The organism is Bradyrhizobium sp. B124, assembly GCF_038967635.1.
Taxonomy (GTDB): Bacteria; Pseudomonadota; Alphaproteobacteria; order Rhizobiales; family Xanthobacteraceae; genus Bradyrhizobium.
Window position 1 is genome coordinate 4472324 of sequence record NZ_CP152413.1, and the last position, 22259, is coordinate 4494582.

A 22259-nucleotide genomic window follows, 5' to 3' on the forward strand; every position below is an offset into this window, starting at 1 on the left:
GATCGGCCCCTAGATGTCCGGTCCCGGAGTGTGGGATATGGCGGGAAGATCCACGATCCCGCCAAGGGGCGACACGTCCGAGCAGATAGAAACGGCTCTCATGAATAAGCGCGATCTCGAGCAGGTACCTGGGCAAGCCGGCGAAGCTCCTATGCCTGAAGTCGAGTTTGCGCTGGTCCTGTCCCGGATCATCACGTCGGTCAGTACCGATCAGGATAGTTTGCGCCAGACAGTTTACGACTTGGCGCGGTACAAGCTGAGCGAACAGCTGCTTTCTTCAGGGGTGCCTGCCGGCGAGGAGGCGAAGGCCAGGAAGGCGCTGGAAGCGGCCATCCATGGCGTCGAGACCTTTTCGAGGAATAATGATCAGCAGCTGCCGGTTCCTCTGGGCGCGACGGCTGTGCCCTTGGCGATTTCGGACTCCACGATGGAGTACGCGAAGGACGCCACCAAGACGATATGGTCCGCCCCCGAGCCTCACGAACTTGACCGTTCTGCCTCCAAGCGCAGAGCGCGAAGCGGTTCCCTTGCGGTGATCGGTGGGGCACTGGCCATCCTTGTGCTCGCGATCGGCGGCTTGCTTGCGGCCGTCTATCGCGAGGATATCGCGCACATGGGAAGGTCACAGATCAACAAGGCTGCTGTGGCTCCCCCCAAGCCTCCAGACCCTGTCGCTGTAGCCGAGCCGGCGAAGCCCTCGCGGTTGTTGCCCTCCGATTTTGGTGTCTATGCATTGAGCGACAACAAGCTCTTCGAATTGAATCCATTGCCGAACAAGGCCCAGGACGTGCGGGTCGCGATTTCGCCGACCATGGGAATCACCAAGCAGCCCGTTCTTCGCGATGGCAATCCCAGGTTCATCGTCTATCGGCGTGAGGCGGCCTTGAACATTCCGGAGCGCGCCGAAATCCGGATCATTGCGAAAGTTGCCCGCGCCATTTCCTACGACGCGGCCGGCAAACCGATCACGACGGCTGACGATGGGTGGTACATTCGGAACATTTCATTTCCCTATCGCGTCTCGCCGATCAAAGAGAATGCCGAGATGTACGAGATTCAGCCGGAAAGTGGCGGCGCCGCTCTGTCTCCAGGCCGTTATGGCTTGATCCTCAAGGGGCAGCTTTATGATTTTGTCGTGAGCGGCGATGTCAAGGATCCGCGCCATTGCCTGGAGCGGCTAACGGCGGCGAACGGGACCTTCGTTTCCGAATGCCATAAGCAGTGACTCGGCTTCACCGCGGTTCACGCAACTCATTCCTGCCGTTTTCCGGCGAATGCGCCGTTCGACACAGTCGCTACCGCTGGGTTCGTATTCAGACTCCGAAGCTACTGGGCATCACTCGGCGATCGCAACGCGTAGTCTGCGCGGAGTGAGACTCTCTGCTCAGAGAAAGCCCATCCGGCCGCCTTCGATCCACATGCAGGTCAGCTGCCCGGTGGCGTAGGCGCCGGTGTCGATGTTGATCCGGTTCGGTCGAATGTCGGGTGCGCGGACTGGGGTGTGTCCGTGGATGACGAGCCGCTCGAACAGCCCGTCATGTCGCAGAAAATCGTCGCGTATCCAGCACAGATCCGTCAGCGATTGCTCACTCAGCGGCACGCCGGGTCGTACGCCGGCATGCACAAAGAACACGTCATCGAAGGCGAAGCAGGGTCTCAAGCTTCGAATGAAATTCAGGTGTGAGACGGGCAGCGCTTCCGCGAACTCTGCCGCCAGCCGGGACTGGTCGGCCGGGCTCGGGTTGCGCGGTGGGCGGATGCCATAGGATATCAGGGTCTCCAGGCCGCCGACGGAAAGCCATGTCGGCAGGACCGTCGGCACCTGGATGAAATCCGTCAGGAACGTTTCGTGGTTGCCCAATATGAAGACGGTATCGCAGGTCCCTTCGAGTGCCACCAGGTAGTCCAACACCTCTCGCGAATGCAGACCGCGATCGACATAGTCGCCCAGGAACACCCGAACAGAGCGCCAACAGGGACTTCTCTTCAGGTCGGTCTCGATCTTGGCATTAACCTCCTCAAGCAGATCCAGCCGTCCGTGGATGTCTCCTACTGCGTAGAAGCGCAGCTGAGGTGAAGTGAGGAAGCCAGACGGCAGCGGTTGATCGGGCTGAGCCTGCATAGTCGCGATGCACCAATGTGACCAGCGGTTGTGGAGATACCGACAGGCATATTCGGGAGGGCTGCCAGCCCGCCACCAGTATCAGAAATATCAGAAATTCGAGCGGGGCGAGCCAAAGGTCGTCGATCTAACGCCAAGGGCATTGTCCCAAGCGAGCTTTGCCAGAACGGCAGCGAAACACCCTGCCTGCAAACTTATGATGGTTAACGCGACCATCTGGAGCGCCGTCCAGATCCCAACGTCCGCCGGAATCGCAAGCGCGGTATCCATGTCCTGGATTGGGACGTGCGCGGCCAGCAAGGGTAGCACGTGGCAGCGGGCGTTGCCGATCAGCAAAGGCCGATCACACCAGCGAGCAACGTGACGATGGTCATCTTAACATCCGTCCAAGTCTTGGTACATCTTCGTCAAGCAAGCCTTGGTTCATCTTCGTAAAAAAGCCTGAGGCAGCCCTCCATCGGGCGCCGAATGCCCGAGCGCGGCGTATGTCCGGTGTGCGAAAAGTTCAACGCCACAGCGAAAAAATTGGTCAACAGCTGCCCTCGGAATCGTCTTTCCGAGCAGGTAGAGATACAGTAAGGTTACCCAATTCTTACTTGCACTTCATATTTTGTGGTTGTTTTCTGTGACGAACATTGTTGAGAGGGGCGCCCTCCTTCCCCATAGCAGCTCAGAGCCCAAGCAAAACGCCATCTGGCGCTCCATGCGAGCCTCGTTGCCGGCGCGCGCGGGTCTCGCTTTTGTTTCGATCAGCATTGTCGAGTTCATCTGCGTTGCGATGACGGCTTTCGCATCGGCCTGGGTGTACCACCAACTCGCATCGACTCCCGGCTTGCGCGTGAAGGTCTATCTGCTGGCATCCTGCTTCATCGGGGCCGCGGAGGTCTGCATTGCCGCAATGGCTGGTCAATTCCTGCATCTGGAGAAGCAGCGGGAGATCCGGTTCGCTTCCGCCGGAATCGGAGCTGCGGCCACCACGTTCGTTGTCCTGACCTCACTCCTGTTTATTTTCAAGCTCTCGGACGTTTATTCCCGCGGCACCTTGATCTTGCAGTTCGTGGGTTGCTCGATGACGGTCGGGTTGGTCCGGCTGGCCGCCTATCGCGCGTTCCAGAACGCCGCTGAGGAAGGACTGCTTCAGAGGCAGCGCGTGGTGCTCGTCGGACGCCACGATGATTGCGAGGCTTGTGCAGGCCAGTTGAGAAAGTCGGGCGGAGGTTTCGACGTTGTTGCCTGCCCGCTCGGCTGGGACGCCGCGTCCGGGGAAGCGGCTGATTTCGATCGCGCGACCGGCGCAAAGCTCGTCGAACGGTGCAGGGTTCTGCGACCCGATAGCATCATCCTGCTCGTCGATCGAAAGCAGGAGGATGGAAGCGTCGGGATGCTACTGTCGCTGCTGAGGCAGATCCCCGCCGACGTTTACGCGGTGCCGACGCATCGGGACATCTTCTGGGCGAACGCGCAGACGGCCGACATCGGCGGCATCGCCACCTTTGCCATCTCGCGCCGACCGCTGTCCGTGTTCGACCTCGTCGTCAAGCGGACGTTTGATATCGTGGCAGCAGCCGCGGGGCTGATCGTGTTGTCTCCCCTGCTGCTGCTCTCCTCGCTGGCCGTGAAGCTCGATTCGAGGGGACCGGTTCTCTTCGTCCAGATCCGCCACGGCTATAACAACGAAGCAATCCGCGTTCTCAAATTCAGAACGATGTACGTGTCCGACAGCGCCGAATTTCGACAAGCATCGAGGGGCGATTCGCGCGTAACCAGGATCGGCCGTATCTTCCGCAAGACCGGGATCGATGAACTGCCGCAACTCTGGAACATTCTTCGGGGTGACATGTCCGTCGTTGGGCCGCGGCCGCACGCGATCACACACAATGAGCTCTTCACTCCGTGCATCGACAGCTTCGATCGGCGGCATACGGTCAAGCCGGGACTGACAGGATGGGCTCAGGTCAACGGATTCAGGGGCGAGACGAATACACTCGAGAAGATGCAGAACCGGATCGAGCACGATCTCTACTACATCGACAATTGGTCGCTGCTGCTTGATCTCAAGATCATTTTGCTGACCCTGTTTTCAGGCAAGACCTACCGCAACGCGTGGTGAGGTGTCTTCGCTGCGCCAGACCGACGGCAATTGTGCAAAGCCTGACGGGAGGGGAGCCAGGCTCCCATCCGGGACGAAGCCGAACAGATCAGTATTCGGTATAGACGCTGAGGAAAGCCGTGCCGCCATAGGGCCGGTATGCGTCGTAGATCCCGGTGCAGGTATAACGATCCGGACAGCGGCAGAGATTGACGACCCGGCAGCCGCGGGGGCCACAGCGCTCGACGTGGCATACATCGGCCACCGCGCGGCGCGGAGCCACGCGCTGCGGTTGCGGAATAAAGGAGTAGTCGGCTGCGATGGCCGCGCCCGCAGACATCGTCAGCAGGACCCCGGCGACGATCGACTTCAGCATCTGCTATTCCCCCCCAATTTTGCTGTCCAGAGTCATCATCTGGAAGCGTTCCGAAATCTAGAAGCGTTCCGAATATTCATACCGAAAATCCTTGGTCGCTGGTAGGGTACCAAGGATGGCTTCTTTCCGCTCGTGGCCGCCAATATCCATGTCGATGCAGCTTCGCGTGCCATAGTAACATACTTGGACCCTAACACGATCGCCGCAGATGTTCTCGGCATAGATCCAATGATTGAACAGGCGGTCATTGTTGGGAAAGGAGCGAGATGCCGCGGTAAGCCTCAGGCAGACGGCTCCGGTCGGGCTGCGGTGCCGACGGGATGAGATATCGTCGGCTGGCGGGGGGGCGACTCCAAGCGTGGCTCCGACGCCGGATCGCTGCATCTGCGCGTGTGCATTCGCAATGGCGAGAAACTGCGCAGCCACGCAAAGAGCAAGACGGATTCGGCCCGGCTTCCTGTGAGACAACTGATCTCCTCCACGGATGAAACTTACTGGATGCCGGCTCTGGTAGGCTCGGCAAGTCTTATACCCTCGATTCGAGTATCAGAAATGAATTCTGCCGTAATGCCGTCGGGCCGGTCCCCTCTCGTTGCTGGGCTCGCGTTGCTGCTGGCAGTCCTGACGAGCGGATGCAGAGCGGACGACGTTTCCATCAACGTTGAGGGCACGCGCACGAGCATTCCCGGCGAGCAAGCGACGCTCAAGGCCGCCTCGCTCGCTGAGGCAATCGAATTCGTGCGGAAGGATGGGAAAGAGCGCACCACGCCGGTGACGTACATGATCAACCTGCCTGCCGAAGCCCAGATCCTGGGTCAGCCTCTTACCATTTCCGGTCCCGAACCGCCCGCGGGCTCCCGCATCATCATCCGCGGCGCGCCCGGCGGCACCAGGATATCAGGAGCGACCTTCGTACAGAACCATCTCAAGCTGTCGCGCTCCAGAGACGGGCGATACGAGTACGCATTGCCGTTTTCCGAATTGCCCGGCGAAACCGCGCAGAAGCTGCTGAGGAAGCTCTCGACCATAACGCCGAGGCAATTGATGATTCGAGTCAACGGCAAGACGCGCCTGCAATCCACAAGGTGGCCCACCAGCGGCTTCCTGCCGGTGGTCGAGATCGCCGGCGATCCGCGGAGCAGCACGGCGACCATGGCGTTCGCTGATCTGCCGGACGGGGTGCGCCGCTCCCCCGACCTCTGGATCGGCGGATACCTCACCGATTCCTATCTCTTCGTGAACGCACGGGCCCTTGCCGTCGATTCGAAGGGCGTGCTGACGGATCGAAACAGGCTGAGAGCAGACGGCAAGCCTCCCGAGAGGCTGTATTTCTACAATCTGGCAACCTTTGCCCAATGCAACTCGTTTTTCTACGACGCGTCGGCAAGAACGCTGAACTTCTGCTCCGAGGAGCCGATCGAAACCCTCGAGGTGCCGGTGCTCGACACCCTGCTGGCGGTTTCCGGCTTTCATAATTTGACCGTCCGAGATGTCGTCTTCGAACTCGCCATCGAGACCGCCGTGACCGTGCGCGACAGCGTCGCGATCAATTTTTCGAACGTCATCGTCCAGCTGGCGGGCGCCGATGGAATTGCCTACACGAACTCCAGCGACTCCCGGATCGATCATGCGAGCATTCGCGCCGTCGGCAGGCGCGGGGCGTGGCTGTCCGGAGGCGACCGCGCCAGCCTGACACCGGGACACATTTCGATCGAGGATAGCAGCATCCAGGACTTCTCCCTGGTTTACCGCACCTTTGCTCCGGCGGTGCAAATGGACGGGGTCGGAATGAGCGTGCGTCGAAGCGTCATCTTCAACGGACCGCAGTTCGGAATCCTCTATTCCGGGAACGATCACGTCATCGAAGATAACCTGTTGGCTCAGCTTGTTACCGAAGCGGGCGATTCAGGATTCATCTACAGCGCGCGCGACTTCACCAGCCAAGGCACCGTCATTCGCCGAAACGCCTTGCTTGGGACGGGCGGACGGTACTTCAACGACGCCCGGGGGATTTATCTTGATGAGTTTTCGAGCGGGAATCTCGTCACCGACAACGTCATCGTGGGTATCCCCTACGGGATACTGATGAACGGCGGTAAGGATAACAAGTTACTATCAAACCTCTTCATTCTAAGTTCGCCGTCGATTTGGGGGGCCGCATTGGGATATGCATCGTGGTGGCAGGTATGGCGAAACGATCATATGCAAGTTCCGGGTGGGCTCAGTGTTCGGAATTTGTACAGCTTGCCCGTCGACAAGGAGCCTTGGACGAGCCGCTATCCCGAAATTGCCGGTTACAAGCATTCGGACCTTCTCCGACCCGAACGAAATCTGATCGAGGGAAACAAGTTCATGGGTGCCGGGTCCATCACGGCCTTTGACGGCGATATCCCCACGGCCGAGGTCCGAAACAACAGTGCCGTCGTGTACCGGGGCAGCCTCCAGCTTCTCGAGCGCATGCGCAACTGGATTGCGCCGTCGCAACTCGACGAGACCCTCGCGCTCGTCTCGTCCGAACTCGATCGCCATGGCTTGACCGAGCACATTCCATTGCGTGCGCCGGATCGGGCCGGGGCGCAGCTGCCGGGGGATCGCTTTGCAACGCTGTCCGAGTTCAAATGACCAAGAAGCGTGTTCTGATCGTCTATCGTTCCTTCTTTCCGTCGTTGTCGCATCTCGGACCCGCCACGGCGATCCGCAATCTCATGCACAACATGTCGGAAGATTATGATTTCCATCTGGTGACCCTCAACCACGATTTCACCAGTGGCGCCGCCATGTTCGAAACGCCCGTTCATCGCGAGCGGATGGGGGCTGCCACGGTGGAGTATATTCCAACGGGGCTAACCGGCCTGCGCATTCTCTTCGACCGCGTCAGGGAGGACTTCGACGTCGTCGACATTCAGTGCGCCTTCGATCCGCTGGTCGCGATTCCAGCTCTCATCCTGAAGCGCCTGGGATTTCTGAGGGGCAAGCGCGTCTTTCACACGCCGCACGGTATCTTCATGGATGTGATCATGTCCGCGTCCGCCCTGAAGAAGCGGCTGTTTTGCCGCCTCACCGATTTGACCGGCCTCTATCGCGGGGTCGTTCACCTCGCGGGGTCTCCCGCAGAAGAGCATGATATCCGCCGCAACCACCTCCGCCGCCAGGAGGTGCTGATGGTTTCGCAATTCGTCGAGAGCGGAGCGCCTCGACCGACCAAGAAAGAAAAGCCGCCGGGACAGCTCAGAATGGCGATGGTCGGCCGGGTGACGGTGCAGAAGAACGTCACCTTTGCGCTCGACGTCGTGCGCCGCCTCGCCGTCGCGTCCTCGCTCGATATCTTCGGCGAGGTTGATGACAGTTCTTATGCGCAGCAATGCGTCGAGATGGCGCGAGCCGGGACCGGACAGTGCGACGTGACGTTCAAGGGAAACCTGCCCAAGGAGGAACTGTTCAAGCGGCTGGCGGATTATGACGTCCTGCTGCATCCGACGCTGGGGGAGAATTTCGGTCATTCGATCGTGGAGGCATTGACGCTCGGGCTGCCGGTGCTGATCAGCGACAGGAGCCCCTGGACAGACGTCGCGGCGAGCAACGCGGGCTGGGCACTGTCGCTTTCAGAACCGGCATCCTTCGTCGAGAAACTCGAGGCGATTCACGCGATGGGACCGAAGGAGTGGTCCGCGCTGAGCGAGGGAGCCCTTCGCTACAGCCGGGCAACCTTCGACGGCCAGGCAACGTCCGAGCGATATCGACAGGCGTACGGTTGAGTTCCGGGTCGTGTGCTTGAGGAAGAGGAATTCCGCAAAATGCAATTGATCACCATCCAGAAGGGCGTGTTTTGCGCACTTCGTCCGTCGCTGTGGCGGCTACTGAGCATGCGGATAGCTCCCGCCATCGAGCACAGGGAGGCTCTGTCGCGCCTTTCCTTTCAGACGGTCGTGGATGTCGGCGCGAACAGGGGGCAGTTCGCGGTGATGGCGCGGCGGCTGTTTCCGCAGGCGCAGATCTACTCCTTCGAGCCCCTGTCGGAGCCGGCCACCCGCTTCACCGAAGCTCTCTGCAAGGATGACAGGGTCCGGCTGTTTCCCTGCGCCATCGGCCCGACGTCCGGGCAGGCCAAGATCTACGTCACGAGCAAGGACGATTCTTCGTCGCTCCTGAAACCGGGATCCGCCCAACGCGAAATATTCGGGGAACAGACCGCGCGAATGGATGAGATCGCCGTTCGCCGGCTGTCGGACTGTCTGGAAGCGGGCGCCATCCGGGGGCCGGCGCTCCTGAAGGTGGACGTTCAGGGCGGTGAATTGGACGTCCTGGAAGGATCTGCCGATCTCATTAACCAATTCGAAGCGCTGTACATCGAGTGCTCGTTTATCCATCTCTATGAGGGCCAACCGCTGTTCGGCGATATCTCGCGCTGGACGGAGGCACATGGATTTCGGCTGGGAGGTGTATATAATCAGTACGTTGATCCGCAGCATGGCCCGGTGCAGGCGGATTTTCTTTTCCTCAAGACTGCCCCCGCTGGGGCCGGCCCGCGATGAGACTACCGGTCTTCGTCACAGAGAATCTCGCGATTCTGCGCAACCTCGCGAAGGGGGGCGTATTCAACGCGGCAGGGCTCGGCTTCAGCTTCTATGTGGTTGCAATCTGCTATCCCGGCATCAAGGCGACGCCGGCCCAGCTGATGGATTTGCGCAACGGCCTTACCACTCAGGCTGATGTTGGAGGGTTCAGCCTACTCATCGCGGTACCCGCGCTCTTGCTGGGCTTGTTGGTATTCGCCCGTCACGGTGCGTACGCGGCGATCCGCCGATCGCAGCCGATTCTGATCTTCCTCCTGATCTACTCCGGCCTGATCGTTCTCGCGTCGGTGGCTGCAGCCGAATTCATCGAGTCGTCAGGGCAAATTGTCCAGTACGTCGTCACGCTGGGAGCATTCCTGCTTTGTCTCTGCTTTTGGCAGGCGCCTGCGCAGAGCGTGGACGACGCGCTCGCGATGGGATTTCTGGCGCTGGCCGCATCCCTCAGCGCCGCCGCGATTGTTCAGGGATTTCACGAGTATCGATGGGTCGGTCTGATCCACCCTAATCACTATGCCAGATACGCCTACATTGCGTTGGTGCTCCACTCTTTGGTGGTAAAGCGTGTGAGCTTGCCTGTATTTGTGATTTGCTTCGGCGCAACTTACGTAGTCAGCGCGCGAACCATTATGATAGGCACGCTCTTATTTTACCTTGGGTATCTCGCCTTTGCGAACTACCGAGCGCTCTTCAGTCGCGCGCAGCAAATCATGAACGTTCGCATGTTCGCAACCTTCATGATGACGCTCCCAGTCGCGCTTGTGATCCTGCCCTTCTTTACCGACACCGACCGGCTGATTGACAAGGTCACGAACGATCTGGCGCTGTTCGATCCCAATCGAGGAATTCTTTCGGGATTCACCGGTCGTACCGAATCGTGGAACACGTTCTTCGAGACGATCGACCAGTATGTGTTCTTCGGATACGGCTTCCGTTCCAGCCGATACAATCTGCACGCGGTCCATAGCGGCATCTTGTCTTACTTCATGGACTTCGGCCTACTGCTCGGTGGCCTCTTACTGCTCGTTGTCGCCGGCCGCGGGCTCTATCTGGTCTGGATCGGCACGAAGCACAGTGATCGCAGGACGTTGCTCTGCGGGCTGGCGGTCCTGTCCACGCTGCTGATCCAGTGGTTTGAGCCGGACAATTTCAATATCGGTTTTATAGGTTCTTTCTTCTTCATGCTCTTTCTGGCGTACACGCCTTCGGCAAGACGGCGGTATGCGTCGACTCCCCTGCGTCATGCGAGGTTGCCGCAAGGGCAGCCATCACTACAGCCTGCGGCCGATGTCTCTTGATCATCAGCGCAGTTCAATGTCGGATCCCTTCATATGCCGCTAGATCATTTGCAGTCCTGCAAGGAAATTGTTCGCCACGTATTGTTCCGCCTTGGTGCGGACGAAATCATCAATATCGCGAGGCGCGTGCGTGGTCGTGATACGAGCCACATGCGTAAGGCTCAGCTGGATGAGGTTTTTTCAGATATCTACGTAAACGGAACCTGGATCGAAAATGCGGAGCAGGTGAGTCTCTCGGGCCTGGGTTCTTCGCCGATGGCTACCGACACATTGACCCGTCAGCTCTCACAGTTCTTGCGAGATGTCGGATGCACCAGGCTCGTCGATATCGGCTGTGGCGACTTTAACTGGATGTCTCGAGTTGCCGGCGAGTTCGATTACCTCGGTATCGACATTGTCCCGTCGTTGATCGCTTCTCACAACGAGGTCCACGCGAATTCCAGGAGGCGCTTTGCCTGTATGGATGCAACGAAGCAACCCCTCGAACGCTGGGGCGACGTAGTGATATGCCGTGAAGTACTTTTCCACCTCTCGTTCAAAAATGCTCTTGCGCTCCTTAACAACATCAAGTCCGCCGGCTTCAAGTACGTCTTGCTGACCAGCGACAGTTCCGTGTGGTTCAATTCCGATATTCGGGACGGAGACTTCCGGAGAATCAACCTGATGCGGTCTCCATTCGGACTTCCTGCTCCGAAGTTCGAGCTGAGGGACGATGGGGTTTCGGGCGGGCGAATACTCGCCGTATGGGATGCCGGTGCCCTGAATTCGATTTCCGGTACTGAGTGATGTCCGTTCGTCAAAATTTAATATCGCCGTTACCGGCCGTAGCCGTTTCCATAGTTTTAGGAGCGCATTGAAATGTTGAAGGCGGGCATTCAAGTTTTGTTGTTCTTCATACCTTGGTCACTTCGGCGCTGGGCCTTGAATAATCTCTTCGGTTTTTCGCTTGATGCGAACTCTCGCATTGGCCTTTCGATTGTCCTTGCTGATGAGGCTTCTTTAGCGAAGGGAGCCTCCGTCGGTCATTTCAACTACGTCGGACGTCTCGACAACCTCGAAATGCATGAAGGAGCGATGATTGGAAATTTCAATTGGATCACCGGGCTTTCCCGAAAGTTGAACTCTCCATTCTTCAAGAAGAACCCAGGGCGGCGATCGGAGTTGCTGATGAAGCGTGCGAGCCTGATTGCACACCAGCACTATATCGATTGCTCCGATCGAATCGAATTCGGCATGTACAGCGGACTTGCAGGAGTTCGCTCGCAATTGGTCACGCACGGCATCGAGCCGCTGTCGTGTAGGCAGACTTGCTCACCAATTATCGTCGGCGACTATACGATGGTTGGATCAGGCTGTCTTATTACGAAGGGCGTCAAGATTCCCAACTGCTGTTTGGTCAGCGCTGGTTCGGTTGTGAGTCATCTAAAGCCGGAATCTTACTCGCTCATTGCGGGAAATCCCGCGGTTCATGTTCGCAAGGTGCCAGAGACAGCAAAGTTCTTCTCGCGCACAGACGCAATCATCTATTGATTGCGAACTAGGTTGCATCGCATGCGCTGGTCGATATGAAGCCAATATTGTTATCGACGCTTGCGGGGTGGCTCGCGAGGCTGCTCGCAATTCTGTTGAATCTGGTGGGCACTCCGATGGTTCTCGACAGGCTGGGACCATCGCGATTCGGTCTGCTCCTTGTTATTCTAAGTATCAGTTCGTGGATCGGGTTTGCCAATGTCGGCATGGGACGAGTGATCGCAAATGTCGTCGCTCGAACTCGCCGGAGCGCGAGTGCCTTCAAGACTGAAACCGTGTCGCTTGCTGCGGTGCTCGCAGCAGGTCTCAATCTCATGTTATTTGGAATTGCAGCAGTTGCCCTGATGATTTTCATGTGGCTGGTGCCGCTGAATGAGGTGATTCTCGCAAACTACGGCGAGTTTATTGCAACGATTCTGGTCGTGTTTTTCGGCTTGGCCCTGTGGTTCTTCCTCTCGATCTTTGAGGGAATAGATGCCGGGCACCATCAGCTGCATCGACTGTATCTGTTCCAGCTGGCGAGTTATGTACTGTCGTTCGTGTTGCTGCTGTTTGTATTTCCGACCCATCCATCGATCGTCTTCGCCGCTGTCCTTCTCAGTCTCGGTTTTTTACCGGGTTCAGTCTTCCATGCGCTGGACGTCGTTCGCCGGAACCGGAATCTGTTTTCAAGCGACTGGAGGTGGAGACCCCGGATCGCCCGGCGCCTGCTGCTGAGCTCGCTCGACTTCACCATCATTAGCCTCGGGATAGGGATTTTATATCAACTTGCTACCGGACTCTTCGGTTTCATGGCGGGGCCAGACGCTGTCATCGAACTCGGAATATTCATGCGGTTGATGCAGTCCTATGGAGGGCTCGTCATCGCCTTTACGTATCCCTTGTCAAATATCGTCGCGACAAAGCTCAAAATGCGGGACGATTTGTCGGCCACGCGGATCGTGCGCCTCAGTGGGATCATGCTGCTGGCAGGATCTTGCCTGGCAGGAACGGGCTTCTGGCTGTTCGGTAATTTTGCGCTGTCAATCTGGCTGCGTACGACGATCGAACTTGATCATCTGTTTTTGACGGGAGCATCGCTGCTCATCGTTCTGAGCGCCTTGCAGTTCTTCTTCTCCGCCTTGCTGATCGGTACGTCCAATATCAGGGAAGCAGCGAGGCTGCAGGTATGGCAGTCGTTGATCTATGTGCCGATTGCTTGCGTTTTCTTCAAGATCTGGGGCCAGGAGGGCGTTCTGCTCGCCATGGATGCTGTGATGTGTGTGGGTGTTGCTATCATGATCAGATTTGTTCGGGGCCACTCCGTGCTCAGGGCAGCGATCGCGTGATTGCAACTGGCGGGCAGGAAGCTTCCACTACGATTTTTGATGATCGCTATCCTGCAAGTAGCTCTCCCGGGATGTGCTGGTCGGACGGGGCGAATGTCACGTCGCGTTGCGCGTTTCAGCGAACGACCACGGACGTCCCCGGAATATGAGCGTCGATACCCTTGCGCGCGAGTTGAACTGCAAACAGCTGCCGGTTCCTGGTTGGGACCGCGCCCATCCGGCTCACCAGTTCGGCTTGGTGAGGTCGAGCCGCGCCAAGGAATATCTCGATCGCCTCCGCATACAACTCGCTTCGCAGAAGCAAGCAGAACTCGTCTATCACCTTGGATTGGAGCGCTTCGGGAAGGGCTGGAAAGATGGCGAAGGCTGCGCGGTTTCTGGGAATCGCGAGCCAGCCCTCGTTAGGACCGACCTGGTACGACATGTCGAGGTAGCGAAGGTATTCCTGTCGGAGTCCCACGCGAAGGCTTTCGATCTGAAACAGCGAAAACCATAGATACGGATCGGAGGGCAAGCATGACAGCGCTTCCACGACGATGTTTCTGCTGCGCTCGAGGCGGGCGTCTGTTTCCGATGATGCGTCGAACTGCCCCCGGACAATCGCCAGATCTACAACAGCCGTATCGTGGGCCGCGGTAGCATTGCAGCGGACCGGGCTACCAGCCTCGCGATAAAGCCGGAGCTTCTCTTCCAGCCGGTCGACCGGGAAGGTCTCTCCGCGAACAATGCGGTTCGCGAATTGCTCCAATGGCAGTTGTCGCCAAAAGGTCGGCAACGTGATGGCTGACCAAGCCACCCCGCCCAGTCCCAGGACGGCCGCAAGCAGACACGTGATACCAGTCGCGGCTGCACCGGTGAGATCGCCACTCCTCAACGATCTAGCTCGGCTGTGAGTACTTGGGATCGTAGTAGTAGCTCGTCCCGTATCCCTCGTATCGCTTCAAAAGATTCGTATCGGCCTTGTTCATGACCACGCCAAGCAGATTTTCACGAACCGACCGGGCGTTCGCCAATGCCCGCTCGAGGACATCGATATTGGTCTTGCCCCATTCGAGCACCAGGAGATAGGTGGGAATGAAATGTCCGGTGGCGCGGACATCGATCACCGGCGCCAGCGGAGAGAGGTCGATGATGATGTAGTCATACATGCTGCTGAAGCGCTCGATGAGCGCTCGCATGCCTTCGGACGCGAGGATCTCGCTGGTGTGTGCGATCGGGGTATGGATCACCGTGGGCAGGAAATCCAGGCCAGTTGTACTCTCCCGAAGAACGACGTCTTCGAACTTGCGTTGCCCCAGGACAACCTCGACGAGGCCGGCGGCGGCGTTTGGCGCCATCAGCTTCGTGAGCGACGGATTCCGAAGATCCGCGTCGATCAGGATGACCTTGTGCCCGGACTGCGCGCTGAGCAGCGCAAGGCCCGCGGCAGTGGTCGATTTGCCCTCGCCGGGGAGCGCCGAGGAGAGGCCCACGACGCGGCCGCTGCGCAGTCGACTATTGAGGTCTATCGCGGACTTTATCGATCGGATGCCTTCGGCGTATCTGGAGAACGGCGAGCTGACGACGGCCCAGAAAGCTCCAATGTCGGCTTGCATCTCATGCGGTGACGGAGGGGTGTCGTTGGGCTGGAGAGCGGGCGCCGGAAGAACCGGAAGGGTTGCGAGGCAATCAGCTCCCAGCAACCGCTCGACCTGGTCGCTGGTGCGTACCACGCGATCGGACAGGTCCCTCATAAGGCCGATGCCGAAGCCCAGCATCAGGCCGCCGGCGCACGCCATAGAGAGAACGAGAACGGTCTTCGGACTGCTGCGCTTGGACGGCCGGCCCGCGCTCGATATGATGCGGGCCTCCGTGATCGGGAACGATTGCTGCTGAATGGATTCAGTATAGCGCTGCAGGAAGGTCTCGTACATCGAGCGGTAGGTCTGGGAGTTGCTTTCAAGCTCCTTCAGCTGGACCTGGGCCTGGCCACCGATTTGAGAGCGGGCGACCGCGGCCTCCAGCGCGCGTTGCGCCTCATCCTCGCGTTGCTTGGCGATCTCGTAGTCGCTCTTGTAGGTTTCCGCGAGGCGGCCGAGTTCGGCGGTAATCGACTTGGCGATCTCGCGCATCTGGTTGCGCAGATTGACCGCGGCCAGATGGTTCACCCCATAGCGGGCTGACAGGTCGGCTTCCCGGTTGGCGATATCCAGGTATTGCGTCCTCAGCTTGCTTACGACGTCGCTTCGCAAAGTATCCGTTACCGTTGCGTCGCGAACGTCCGATTTCATGACCTGCTCGATGCGATCGAGGCGTGCACGCGCGTCCGCGGTGACCGTCCGTGCTGCGAGTAGCTGGCTGTTGAGCTCTGCGACCTGCTGTTCGGAAATCGACCGCCCGCCGGCATCGACGATGTTGTTCTTGCTCTTGAAGTCGACGATCGAGCGATCGGCGGAGATCGCCTGCTGCTTCAGCTCCTGGATACGGCCGGAAAGCCAGTCGCCCGCACGGCGGGCCGACTGGTACTTGGCGTCGAGCTGATCGTTGATGTAGGCCTCGGCGACGGCATTGGCCACCTGGGCGGCCCGCCCCGGCAAGGCAGAGCGATACGCTATCTCGATCACGTAGGTAACGCCTACGCGCTTCGCCGACAGATTGTTCGAGAACTCGCGCAGGGCGCGTCGCTCGATCTCGTCCTGGGACTCATCGCCGGGCTCGAAGAGCTGGTAGAAATAGTAGAGGAGATTGCCGACGAAGCCTCCGCCATAACGGGAGAATTCGGGCTCTTGCGCCAGATGCAGGTCGCGGATCACCGATCGCGCAATGTTGTCGGACTTGATCAGCTCGAGCTGACTGTCCACTGCAGGCGAGTCCACGGGGACTTCGGTAAAGAGGGAGTTCTGGGACGTGTAAGGCTGAAGCTTTCGCGTGTCGATGATAATCGTCGCCTGCGCGGTATAGGTCGATCGGACCACCACGAGATAAGCGGCCCCCAAAGCGAGGGTGATCAGCATCGTGACCAGAAAGATCGGATACTGGCGGCGAGCGAAACCGAGGACAGCCGCAAACATCTGATCGGGCGACACGTAGTCCGCGCGTTCGATCTCGCGTTCCTCGGGCTTCAGGAGCTGGAGCATTTTGGAATCATTGTGATGCGGCAAGCCAAGACGGCCGCCTGTTTCGCAAGCAGTCGCTCATTCCGGCCTGAGCCGGTAATGTAGCCAATGCCGGATTTCCCCGGCATTGCTCTCACGGGCTTACTGAACTCGAAACGGTGCCGGAGTTCGCGAACGTATTGCCCAAGCCGCTAACGCTCGACGTGTAACTGAACAGCGGAGTGTTGGTGCCGCTTCCGCCGATCGGCTGCGCACCGCCGCCCCCGCCCGCGCCGAACTGGAGCGGATTGGTCTGACCTCCGCCAGCACCACCGCCACCACCGCCGCCGCCTGCGGCTCCGATCGGTCGGTCGCCCGCGCCGGCTGCGAAGGCCAGAACGACGTCCTGATCCTTGGTGTTGAGAATCGCCTGTTGGATTTCTGTGGCAAGACCGGGGTTGGTTCGGACGATGACCTTGGCAGCCTGCGCCAGGCCGGCGCCGATTGCCGCCTTCTGGTCCTTGTTGGCATTCGCGATCAAATTGATGATCGGCTGTAGTGTGGCTGCGTCACTCGAGACCAGTTCGCGAATGGCGCTGACGAGCTCGGCGCCACCGGTGGGATTCTTGGCGAGAAGCTCCGCTGGGTTGCTCAGGAATTGAGCAGTGGCTTGCGGTGAACGCTGGGCCGACGCTGGTGTCGGGACCTGAGCGGTTACGCACATTGCGAGAATTGCAAACGCTGCGACGCCCGTGATTTGTTGCTTAAAAGCGATATGGAACATACCATGAACCCTTCCGAAAATATAACGATATCTTAACCGCATAGCGCCGCAACATCAACGTCAGTCGAGGCTTTCCGGAGTTTGGTTCACTTCAAAGTTAACCGCCTCAGCCGCCTCAACCTCTGCCACCGGCCTCTGCGTTTGCGCGAGAGCAGCACCGAGCAGAACAATCACGGTACCGGCGTAAGCAGGGATTTGCAGGGAAAAATCAATCAAGGAGTGTAACACCGCGACCGTTGAGACAGCCAGGGCGGCGCGCGGCAGGGTGCGGGAGCGTTTGGGGTCGAGGCAGGCACGCAGCAGGATCGCCATTGCGCCAATCCAGGCCAGAACGACGATGCCCGCCAGGACCAGGCCGCCTTCTGCCGCAATCTCAAGGGGGACGTTATGGGCCCGATCCCACACGCCCCAGCCTGAAATCTGGCTGCTCCGATAGGCGGCGAAGCTCCAGCGGAACGAGCCCAAACCGCTCCCGAGCCACGGAAAATCCGAAATCATGCGCAGAACCGAGGCCACGACGCTGGCACGTCCACCGCCGGCTGCGCCTTCGGTTTCCAGCCGTTCGCCCAACCCGCTGTCGAAGATCTGGTAGATCGCCAGGATGACGACGACGGCAGCGCCGAAGGCCAGCCAATTGCGAAGCCTGGGCGACATCTCCGATCTGAAATTCAGCCCAAAGGCCACAAGCAGGCCGGCAAAGCTGCACGCCACCCCCGCACGGGAGCCGGTCAGGACCAGTGCCAGCAAGCAAATGCAAAAAAAGCTGCCCGGCACCGCAAGGACACGCCAATTCACGCCGGTGCTCGATGGGCGGCGGCGTTTGCCGGGACGGCGCTTCTTGCGCAGACTGAGGCGTCGGAACGCGAGCAGCAACCAGACAATGGCGATCGACCCGAAATAGACCGCAGCCGCATTGCGGTTCGTGAACGTCCCGGTGAGATTGCCGGCATAGGCGATCTTCTCTTGCCACAGCACCAGGTTGGGTTCGAGCGCGTAGGAGCAAATCGCGTAAACGGCATAGAGGCCGCCCGCCCAAGCGATCGTGCGGAACAGGCGGCGCGAGAGTATCTCGTCGGCGCCGCACATGTAGCCCCCCGTGAACAGCAGCAGGTTCAGAAGCGGCGTGCCGATCGCGAGATAAGGCTGCCCCCTGGCGATCGACGCGCTCGCCTCCAGGGGCATTCCCAGAATCTCGCTGGCCAGGGCCCAGATCGGATGGACCAGGGGATCGGACGGCGCTCGAGCCACGACCTGAAGGTAGAGGATGGTCGCATAGCTCGCGACGCCGACGGCAATGATGGCTGCAAGAAAAAGCGGTGAAGCAATGGCCGGTGGTCGCAGGGCAAGCCCGACCACCGCTATGCCCACCAAGCCGCACCAAAGCGAAATGGCGACGGAGGACACTGATGCAAACGGGAAAGGCAAAATGGCCACGACCGCGAACAGCAGCGCAGCGAACGCATCCGAAGCCTGCCGCGGTTTCAGGGCGACCACCGCCGTCTGCAAGACGACGATGTATCGCCGGTCGTACCGCATGCGGATCAGGGAGTCGTTACGACCAGATTCCGAAGTGCCGCACCATTGTAGGCTGCAACTATCGGATCGTTGACCGTTGCGGTGACCAGCCTGATGTACGTCATCAGCTTCGCCGATTCCACCGCTGGAGCGTTCGACGTGTACAGAACGTCCTTGTTGCGGATCAGAACTTTCGTCGCCAGGAAGTACGTCGACGGGTCGCGCATGTTGAAATTATACACGATCGGGATGATCGGTGTCGTGAAACGGCTCACGTCGACGCCCATCATCGCGGCAATTTCGCGCCGCTCACCGCGATAGAGGAAGATCGCTCCGGGATCAGCCAGCGTATCGTTCAGGCCGCCTGCCTTGCCCACGGCCTCGGCCACCGAAATTCGCCAAGCGTCGAAATTGAACTGCCCCTGCTGGCCGGTTGCACCGAAGGCCACAAAGGTCTGCGGCTCACGATAGACGTAAACCGTATCGTTCGGATGGACCCAGATATTGTTCGACGGCTCGTACACCAGCGACCCAAACGGCACGGTCGCCTGCTTGCCGTTGCGCTCGAGCATGACCCAGGTGTCGAAGCCTTGTCCCTTGGGGCCGCCGGCACGCGTGATCGCATCAAGCAGGCGCTCGCCTGCAGCGTTTGCCGGATAGCGAACCGGATTGTTCACTTCGCCGAGAACACTGATGAGCGACGTCCGCTGATCGATGAGGGCGACGACAGCCTGCGGCTCGATCGCGCGATTCTTCAGCGCATCCGCAATCGCCTGCTGGACTTCGGAAGGCGTCCGGCCTTGCGCGCGGATAGCGCCGGCATAAGGAACCGAGACATTGCCGTTGTGGTCGACCGTCTGATTAGGCAGGGCGATGAAGTTGCCGGGCCGAACACCCGCTTCAACCGGGATAAACAGGCCGCCTGCGGCGGCCTCGAAGATGGTGACGCTGACGACGTCGCCGATGCCAAATCTGATTTCGCGGGGTGGCTGACGATCGGGATAGGTAACCGTCAGCTTGCCAGTATTGCGCGCCAGCACGGACACCACGTCTGAATTGACGCGGACCAGCGCGTACGGAAGGCTGTTTTCATCGACCGGCGTCTCGCTTTTTACAGCTTGGCTGGACGGCCCCGACGTCGGCAAATAGCTGCACCCGGCCAGAGCAATCGTGGCGCAGAGCGCAATTCCAGCAAAAAATTTGATTTTAAAATCAGTCCCCATGCTCTCGGAACTATCATGGGCTCGGCGCAATCTCTAAGCGAATCTGCGTTGCAGCAGATTTTTGGGGCACTGTAGTTGCTGATTTGCAACGAACTTGCGGTGACTCAACCAGCAGTTAACCAAGCATCGCATACCGGCGCGGATTTCAATCGCTGGCTGCTGAGGCATCCAGCGGCGGGCGCACAGCCGGCCGATTTGGCGACCTCACTCTGGTAAGACCTCACTCTGGTAAGGAGAGTCACCGGCTGGAGCCGGAACCGGCGTAGCCGCCCTTCGATTGGGAGCTGTTGGAGCTTCCGAATGGACTTGTGAACGGGCTGCTAAATCCGGTGCTGACGCCTTGGTTGGTTCTCACCGCCGAATTCGGTCCCCCCGAGACCGCCGATCCGCTCTGGCGTTGCTGCGTAACGGTCTGAGTCGGGGTTTGCGATACGCCCTGCGCCATTGCTCCCTCTCCGGATAGCAACAACAGGGTTAGCATGGCTGTTCCGTATCTCATGAAACGCTCCTTCCAATTTTCCGGATCATCTTTTCCGGATCGTCGCAATGATCGGGAACTGTCTCACGCCGCCGCGACGGCGAGAAATTCCGGTCGGCATTGCGTTAGCTGCCAAAAGTGTTCGAAGATAGCAAACGGACCGGCTCTTTCAGTATAGGTGTGGTGGACGTGACGCGCCAGATCCCCTTGGGGACCGACATAGACAACCGCCTTTTCCGCGAAATTGATCAGGCAGGCCACCCCGTAAGGTGTTCTGCTATCGCGCTCCATCGGAACTGGATAGACGAACTCGGCCAGAGCCGCCTCGACCTTCGTCGCGATCATGGTCTGGAAGATTTCCTTTTGATCCGTGACGACGGCATGGAGCGCATCGATGGATCTCCCGGGATCGTCGTCGGTCGCGGCGAGCATCGCTGCTGCTCCACCGGGTGATCCCGCCGTCCAATCGAGAACCGCACCAAGATACCGTGGCGGACGGTCCAACCGGACGATCCCATACGCAGCATGCGCCAGTCCTATTCCGCCGTCCGTCACAACCCATTTCCCCTTCGATATCATACTGCCGACCGTGCCGATCCTGCGGATGACCTGTCCTGTCGGCGAGGCGCCGAGATTCGGGGAGTCCGGACGGTCGAAGTCGTCGAAGAAGGCTTTGGGGGGGCGGCTCAACGAGGCACCGTTTGAAACCTTCGCGGCAAATAAAGTCAGTCTCGCGATTGTCGAATTCCAGCTGCCGCTCAAGCCGTTGCCCAGTCGGGCAAGCTTCAATCTCGCGGGCATTTCGCAAGCGATCGTCTTGAGAGACTTTCCATTGAGCGACGCCGCGAGTCCGCCGGCACCTTGAACCAAGCAAACGGTAAACCGCATCAACGGCGGCACGACACCGAGCCGAACCTCGCTCAAGGTACCATTGCTCACGACGGTCGCATAGAGGACCCTCTCGCGCTGCCTGATCTCGACATAGTTGTCGGGATCGGCGTACTCGCACCATAGCGAACCCGACGCCACAAATCTCGGCGCATCGGCCGTGATGAGGACCGAGCGCTCGACGTGCGAGAGATAGCCCTCAGCGTCGGTCAGCACGACGTCGTCGGCCTTGCGCGATGTGGCGCAAAACGTCGACCGCCAGGCACGCTGCTCCAGCTGAGGCGAATGGAGCTCGAATGTGGCGTCGAACCGCGCTTGCGTCGTCACTCTCAGGGCAAGGCTCGCGAACCCATCCTCCGTGGCCACCGACCGAACTTGCTCCCACCACGGCTTGTCGGTCTGCATCAGTTGAATTGGGACGGCGACCGGAAGGATGGCTGATCCGTCCGACTTCATCTGCAGGATGCAGAGCTCTACCTTGGTCAGCCCGCCCGCGTCGCGATTTGCCAGCCGCAAAGCCAGCGATCCCGTCAGCAGCTCGCCGCGCTTGACCGCGAAGTGCCGGTTGGTAGCCATGACAACGTAGAACTGGCCTGCGGCGTCTCCGCGCAGTTGCAGGCGACCGGACGTCGCGTTGACCTTGGTGAAGGTGACGACCTTGCCGGCCATCGGCGTAACCTGCCATCCCGACGGAAGCACGGCTTCTGCCGAAAAGCGGGCATCCTCAACGCCGTTCAGAGCCGCTTCCTCGATCATGACGCCGGCTGGATCGCCGAACACCTCGTGGTCCACGTAGCGCAGATTGCCACGAAGGACGCGCGCGTGCTGGTCCGATGCCGTTCGATCGAGAAAGTTGAGATCTGCAAGCGGCGCCGGGGTCTGCTCGGCGGCGCGGGCCTGGTTGTGAAGCAGCGCAAATAAAGCAGAGCCTAAAATCTCCCTGCGTGTCGGCATCTCTCAGGCTCCAGGTGATCGCACGCGAT

The 22259-nt window shown here is 59.4% G+C and carries 18 protein-coding genes; 9 read left to right on the forward strand and 9 right to left on the reverse strand.

Features of this window, described 5'->3' with window-relative positions; genetic code table 11:
- Positions 1 to 100: 100 nt before the first annotated feature.
- A complete protein-coding gene (locus AAFG13_RS21485; RefSeq protein ID WP_342713255.1) occupies positions 101 to 1225 on the forward strand; it encodes a hypothetical protein in 1125 nt (374 codons plus the stop codon).
- A gap of 159 nt (positions 1226 to 1384) precedes the next feature.
- Here AAFG13_RS21485 and AAFG13_RS21490 read toward each other — a convergent pair whose 3' ends face one another.
- Complete coding sequence (locus AAFG13_RS21490) at positions 1385 to 2122, reverse strand: metallophosphoesterase family protein (RefSeq protein WP_212318103.1); 738 nt, start codon at positions 2120 to 2122, stop codon at positions 1385 to 1387.
- A gap of 90 nt (positions 2123 to 2212) precedes the next feature.
- Positions 2213 to 2458, reverse strand: a complete 246-nt coding sequence (locus AAFG13_RS21495; RefSeq protein WP_212318104.1) for a hypothetical protein — start codon at positions 2456 to 2458, stop codon at positions 2213 to 2215.
- A gap of 379 nt (positions 2459 to 2837) precedes the next feature.
- On the opposite strand from AAFG13_RS21495, the gene AAFG13_RS21500 reads away from it, so the two are divergent.
- Positions 2838 to 4232, forward strand: a complete 1395-nt coding sequence (locus AAFG13_RS21500; RefSeq protein ID WP_342713256.1) for an exopolysaccharide biosynthesis polyprenyl glycosylphosphotransferase — start codon at positions 2838 to 2840, stop codon at positions 4230 to 4232.
- An 88-nt stretch (positions 4233 to 4320) separates the two neighbouring features.
- On the opposite strand, the gene AAFG13_RS21505 is transcribed toward AAFG13_RS21500, so the two are convergent.
- Positions 4321 to 4587, reverse strand: coding sequence for a hypothetical protein (locus AAFG13_RS21505; protein WP_212318108.1), 267 nt, complete (start codon positions 4585 to 4587; stop codon positions 4321 to 4323).
- Between the two features lie 552 nt (positions 4588 to 5139).
- Here AAFG13_RS21505 and AAFG13_RS21510 point away from each other — a divergent pair.
- The 7 genes from AAFG13_RS21510 (at position 5140) to AAFG13_RS21540 (ending at position 13314) form a co-directional block, all read left to right on the forward strand.
- Positions 5140 to 7209 (forward strand): right-handed parallel beta-helix repeat-containing protein, encoded by a 2070-nt coding sequence (locus AAFG13_RS21510; RefSeq protein WP_342713257.1) that lies wholly within the window; start codon positions 5140 to 5142, stop codon positions 7207 to 7209.
- The gene (locus tag AAFG13_RS21515) at positions 7206 to 8342 is read left to right on the forward strand and encodes a glycosyltransferase (RefSeq protein ID WP_342713258.1); all 1137 of its coding nucleotides are present in this window, start codon (positions 7206 to 7208) and stop codon (positions 8340 to 8342) included. Before AAFG13_RS21510 ends, AAFG13_RS21515 begins: the two co-directional genes overlap by 4 nt.
- A 39-nt stretch (positions 8343 to 8381) precedes the next feature.
- On the forward strand, positions 8382 to 9119 hold the full coding sequence (locus AAFG13_RS21520; protein WP_212318114.1) for an FkbM family methyltransferase: 738 nt from the start codon (positions 8382 to 8384) through the stop codon (positions 9117 to 9119).
- The gene (locus AAFG13_RS21525) at positions 9116 to 10456 is read left to right on the forward strand and encodes an O-antigen ligase family protein (RefSeq protein WP_212318116.1); all 1341 of its coding nucleotides are present in this window, start codon (positions 9116 to 9118) and stop codon (positions 10454 to 10456) included. The genes AAFG13_RS21520 and AAFG13_RS21525 overlap by 4 nt, the downstream gene beginning before the upstream one ends.
- A gap of 33 nt (positions 10457 to 10489) precedes the next feature.
- Positions 10490 to 11242, forward strand: coding sequence for a class I SAM-dependent methyltransferase (locus AAFG13_RS21530; RefSeq protein WP_212318118.1), 753 nt, complete (start codon positions 10490 to 10492; stop codon positions 11240 to 11242).
- Positions 11243 to 11314: 72 nt separating this feature from the next.
- Positions 11315 to 11986, forward strand: a complete 672-nt coding sequence (locus tag AAFG13_RS21535; RefSeq protein ID WP_212318120.1) for a hypothetical protein — start codon at positions 11315 to 11317, stop codon at positions 11984 to 11986.
- A 116-nt stretch (positions 11987 to 12102) separates the two neighbouring features.
- The gene (locus AAFG13_RS21540) at positions 12103 to 13314 is read left to right on the forward strand and encodes a hypothetical protein (protein ID WP_212318122.1); all 1212 of its coding nucleotides are present in this window, start codon (positions 12103 to 12105) and stop codon (positions 13312 to 13314) included.
- A 115-nt stretch (positions 13315 to 13429) separates the two neighbouring features.
- Here AAFG13_RS21540 and AAFG13_RS21545 read toward each other — a convergent pair whose 3' ends face one another.
- The 6 genes from AAFG13_RS21545 to AAFG13_RS21570 all read right to left on the reverse strand — a co-directional run bounded on the left by AAFG13_RS21545 (position 13430) and on the right by AAFG13_RS21570 (position 22230).
- Complete coding sequence (locus AAFG13_RS21545) at positions 13430 to 14110, reverse strand: hypothetical protein (protein WP_342713259.1); 681 nt, start codon at positions 14108 to 14110, stop codon at positions 13430 to 13432.
- An 82-nt stretch (positions 14111 to 14192) separates the two neighbouring features.
- Positions 14193 to 16430: a polysaccharide biosynthesis tyrosine autokinase gene (locus tag AAFG13_RS21550; RefSeq protein WP_212318126.1), complete on the reverse strand. Its 2238-nt coding sequence runs from the start codon at positions 16428 to 16430 to the stop codon at positions 14193 to 14195.
- A 112-nt stretch (positions 16431 to 16542) separates the two neighbouring features.
- On the reverse strand, positions 16543 to 17172 hold the full coding sequence (locus tag AAFG13_RS21555) for a hypothetical protein (protein WP_342713260.1): 630 nt from the start codon (positions 17170 to 17172) through the stop codon (positions 16543 to 16545).
- A 60-nt stretch (positions 17173 to 17232) separates the two neighbouring features.
- On the reverse strand, positions 17233 to 18708 hold the full coding sequence (locus AAFG13_RS21560) for an O-antigen ligase family protein (protein WP_342713261.1): 1476 nt from the start codon (positions 18706 to 18708) through the stop codon (positions 17233 to 17235).
- A 5-nt stretch (positions 18709 to 18713) separates the two neighbouring features.
- Positions 18714 to 19910 carry a polysaccharide biosynthesis/export family protein gene (locus AAFG13_RS21565; RefSeq protein WP_092123377.1) on the reverse strand — a complete coding sequence of 399 codons (1197 nt, stop codon included), beginning with the start codon at positions 19908 to 19910 and terminating at the stop codon, positions 18714 to 18716.
- Positions 19911 to 20472: 562 nt separating this feature from the next.
- Complete coding sequence (locus AAFG13_RS21570; protein WP_342713262.1) at positions 20473 to 22230, reverse strand: hypothetical protein; 1758 nt, start codon at positions 22228 to 22230, stop codon at positions 20473 to 20475.
- Positions 22231 to 22259 lie beyond the last annotated feature (29 nt).

Excerpts from the sequence above, each read along its gene's own strand:
- AAFG13_RS21485 (WP_342713255.1), top strand. The coding sequence starts at position 101 with ATGAATAAGCGCGATCTCGAGCAGGTACCTGGGCAAGCCGGCGAAGCT.
- AAFG13_RS21490 (WP_212318103.1), bottom strand. The coding sequence starts at position 2,122 with ATGCAGGCTCAGCCCGATCAACCGCTGCCGTCTGGCTTCCTCACTTCA.
- AAFG13_RS21505 (WP_212318108.1), bottom strand. The coding sequence starts at position 4,587 with ATGCTGAAGTCGATCGTCGCCGGGGTCCTGCTGACGATGTCTGCGGGC.
- AAFG13_RS21510 (WP_342713257.1), top strand. The coding sequence starts at position 5,140 with ATGAATTCTGCCGTAATGCCGTCGGGCCGGTCCCCTCTCGTTGCTGGG.
- AAFG13_RS21515 (WP_342713258.1), top strand. The coding sequence starts at position 7,206 with ATGACCAAGAAGCGTGTTCTGATCGTCTATCGTTCCTTCTTTCCGTCG.
- AAFG13_RS21520 (WP_212318114.1), top strand. The coding sequence starts at position 8,382 with ATGCAATTGATCACCATCCAGAAGGGCGTGTTTTGCGCACTTCGTCCG.
- AAFG13_RS21525 (WP_212318116.1), top strand. The coding sequence starts at position 9,116 with ATGAGACTACCGGTCTTCGTCACAGAGAATCTCGCGATTCTGCGCAAC.
- AAFG13_RS21530 (WP_212318118.1), top strand. The coding sequence starts at position 10,490 with ATGCCGCTAGATCATTTGCAGTCCTGCAAGGAAATTGTTCGCCACGTA.
- AAFG13_RS21535 (WP_212318120.1), top strand. The coding sequence starts at position 11,315 with ATGTTGAAGGCGGGCATTCAAGTTTTGTTGTTCTTCATACCTTGGTCA.
- AAFG13_RS21540 (WP_212318122.1), top strand. The coding sequence starts at position 12,103 with ATGGTTCTCGACAGGCTGGGACCATCGCGATTCGGTCTGCTCCTTGTT.
- AAFG13_RS21550 (WP_212318126.1), bottom strand. The coding sequence starts at position 16,430 with ATGCTCCAGCTCCTGAAGCCCGAGGAACGCGAGATCGAACGCGCGGAC.
- AAFG13_RS21555 (WP_342713260.1), bottom strand. The coding sequence starts at position 17,172 with ATGTTCCATATCGCTTTTAAGCAACAAATCACGGGCGTCGCAGCGTTT.
- AAFG13_RS21560 (WP_342713261.1), bottom strand. The coding sequence starts at position 18,708 with ATGCGGTACGACCGGCGATACATCGTCGTCTTGCAGACGGCGGTGGTC.
- AAFG13_RS21565 (WP_092123377.1), bottom strand. The coding sequence starts at position 19,910 with ATGGGGACTGATTTTAAAATCAAATTTTTTGCTGGAATTGCGCTCTGC.
- AAFG13_RS21570 (WP_342713262.1), bottom strand. The coding sequence starts at position 22,230 with ATGCCGACACGCAGGGAGATTTTAGGCTCTGCTTTATTTGCGCTGCTT.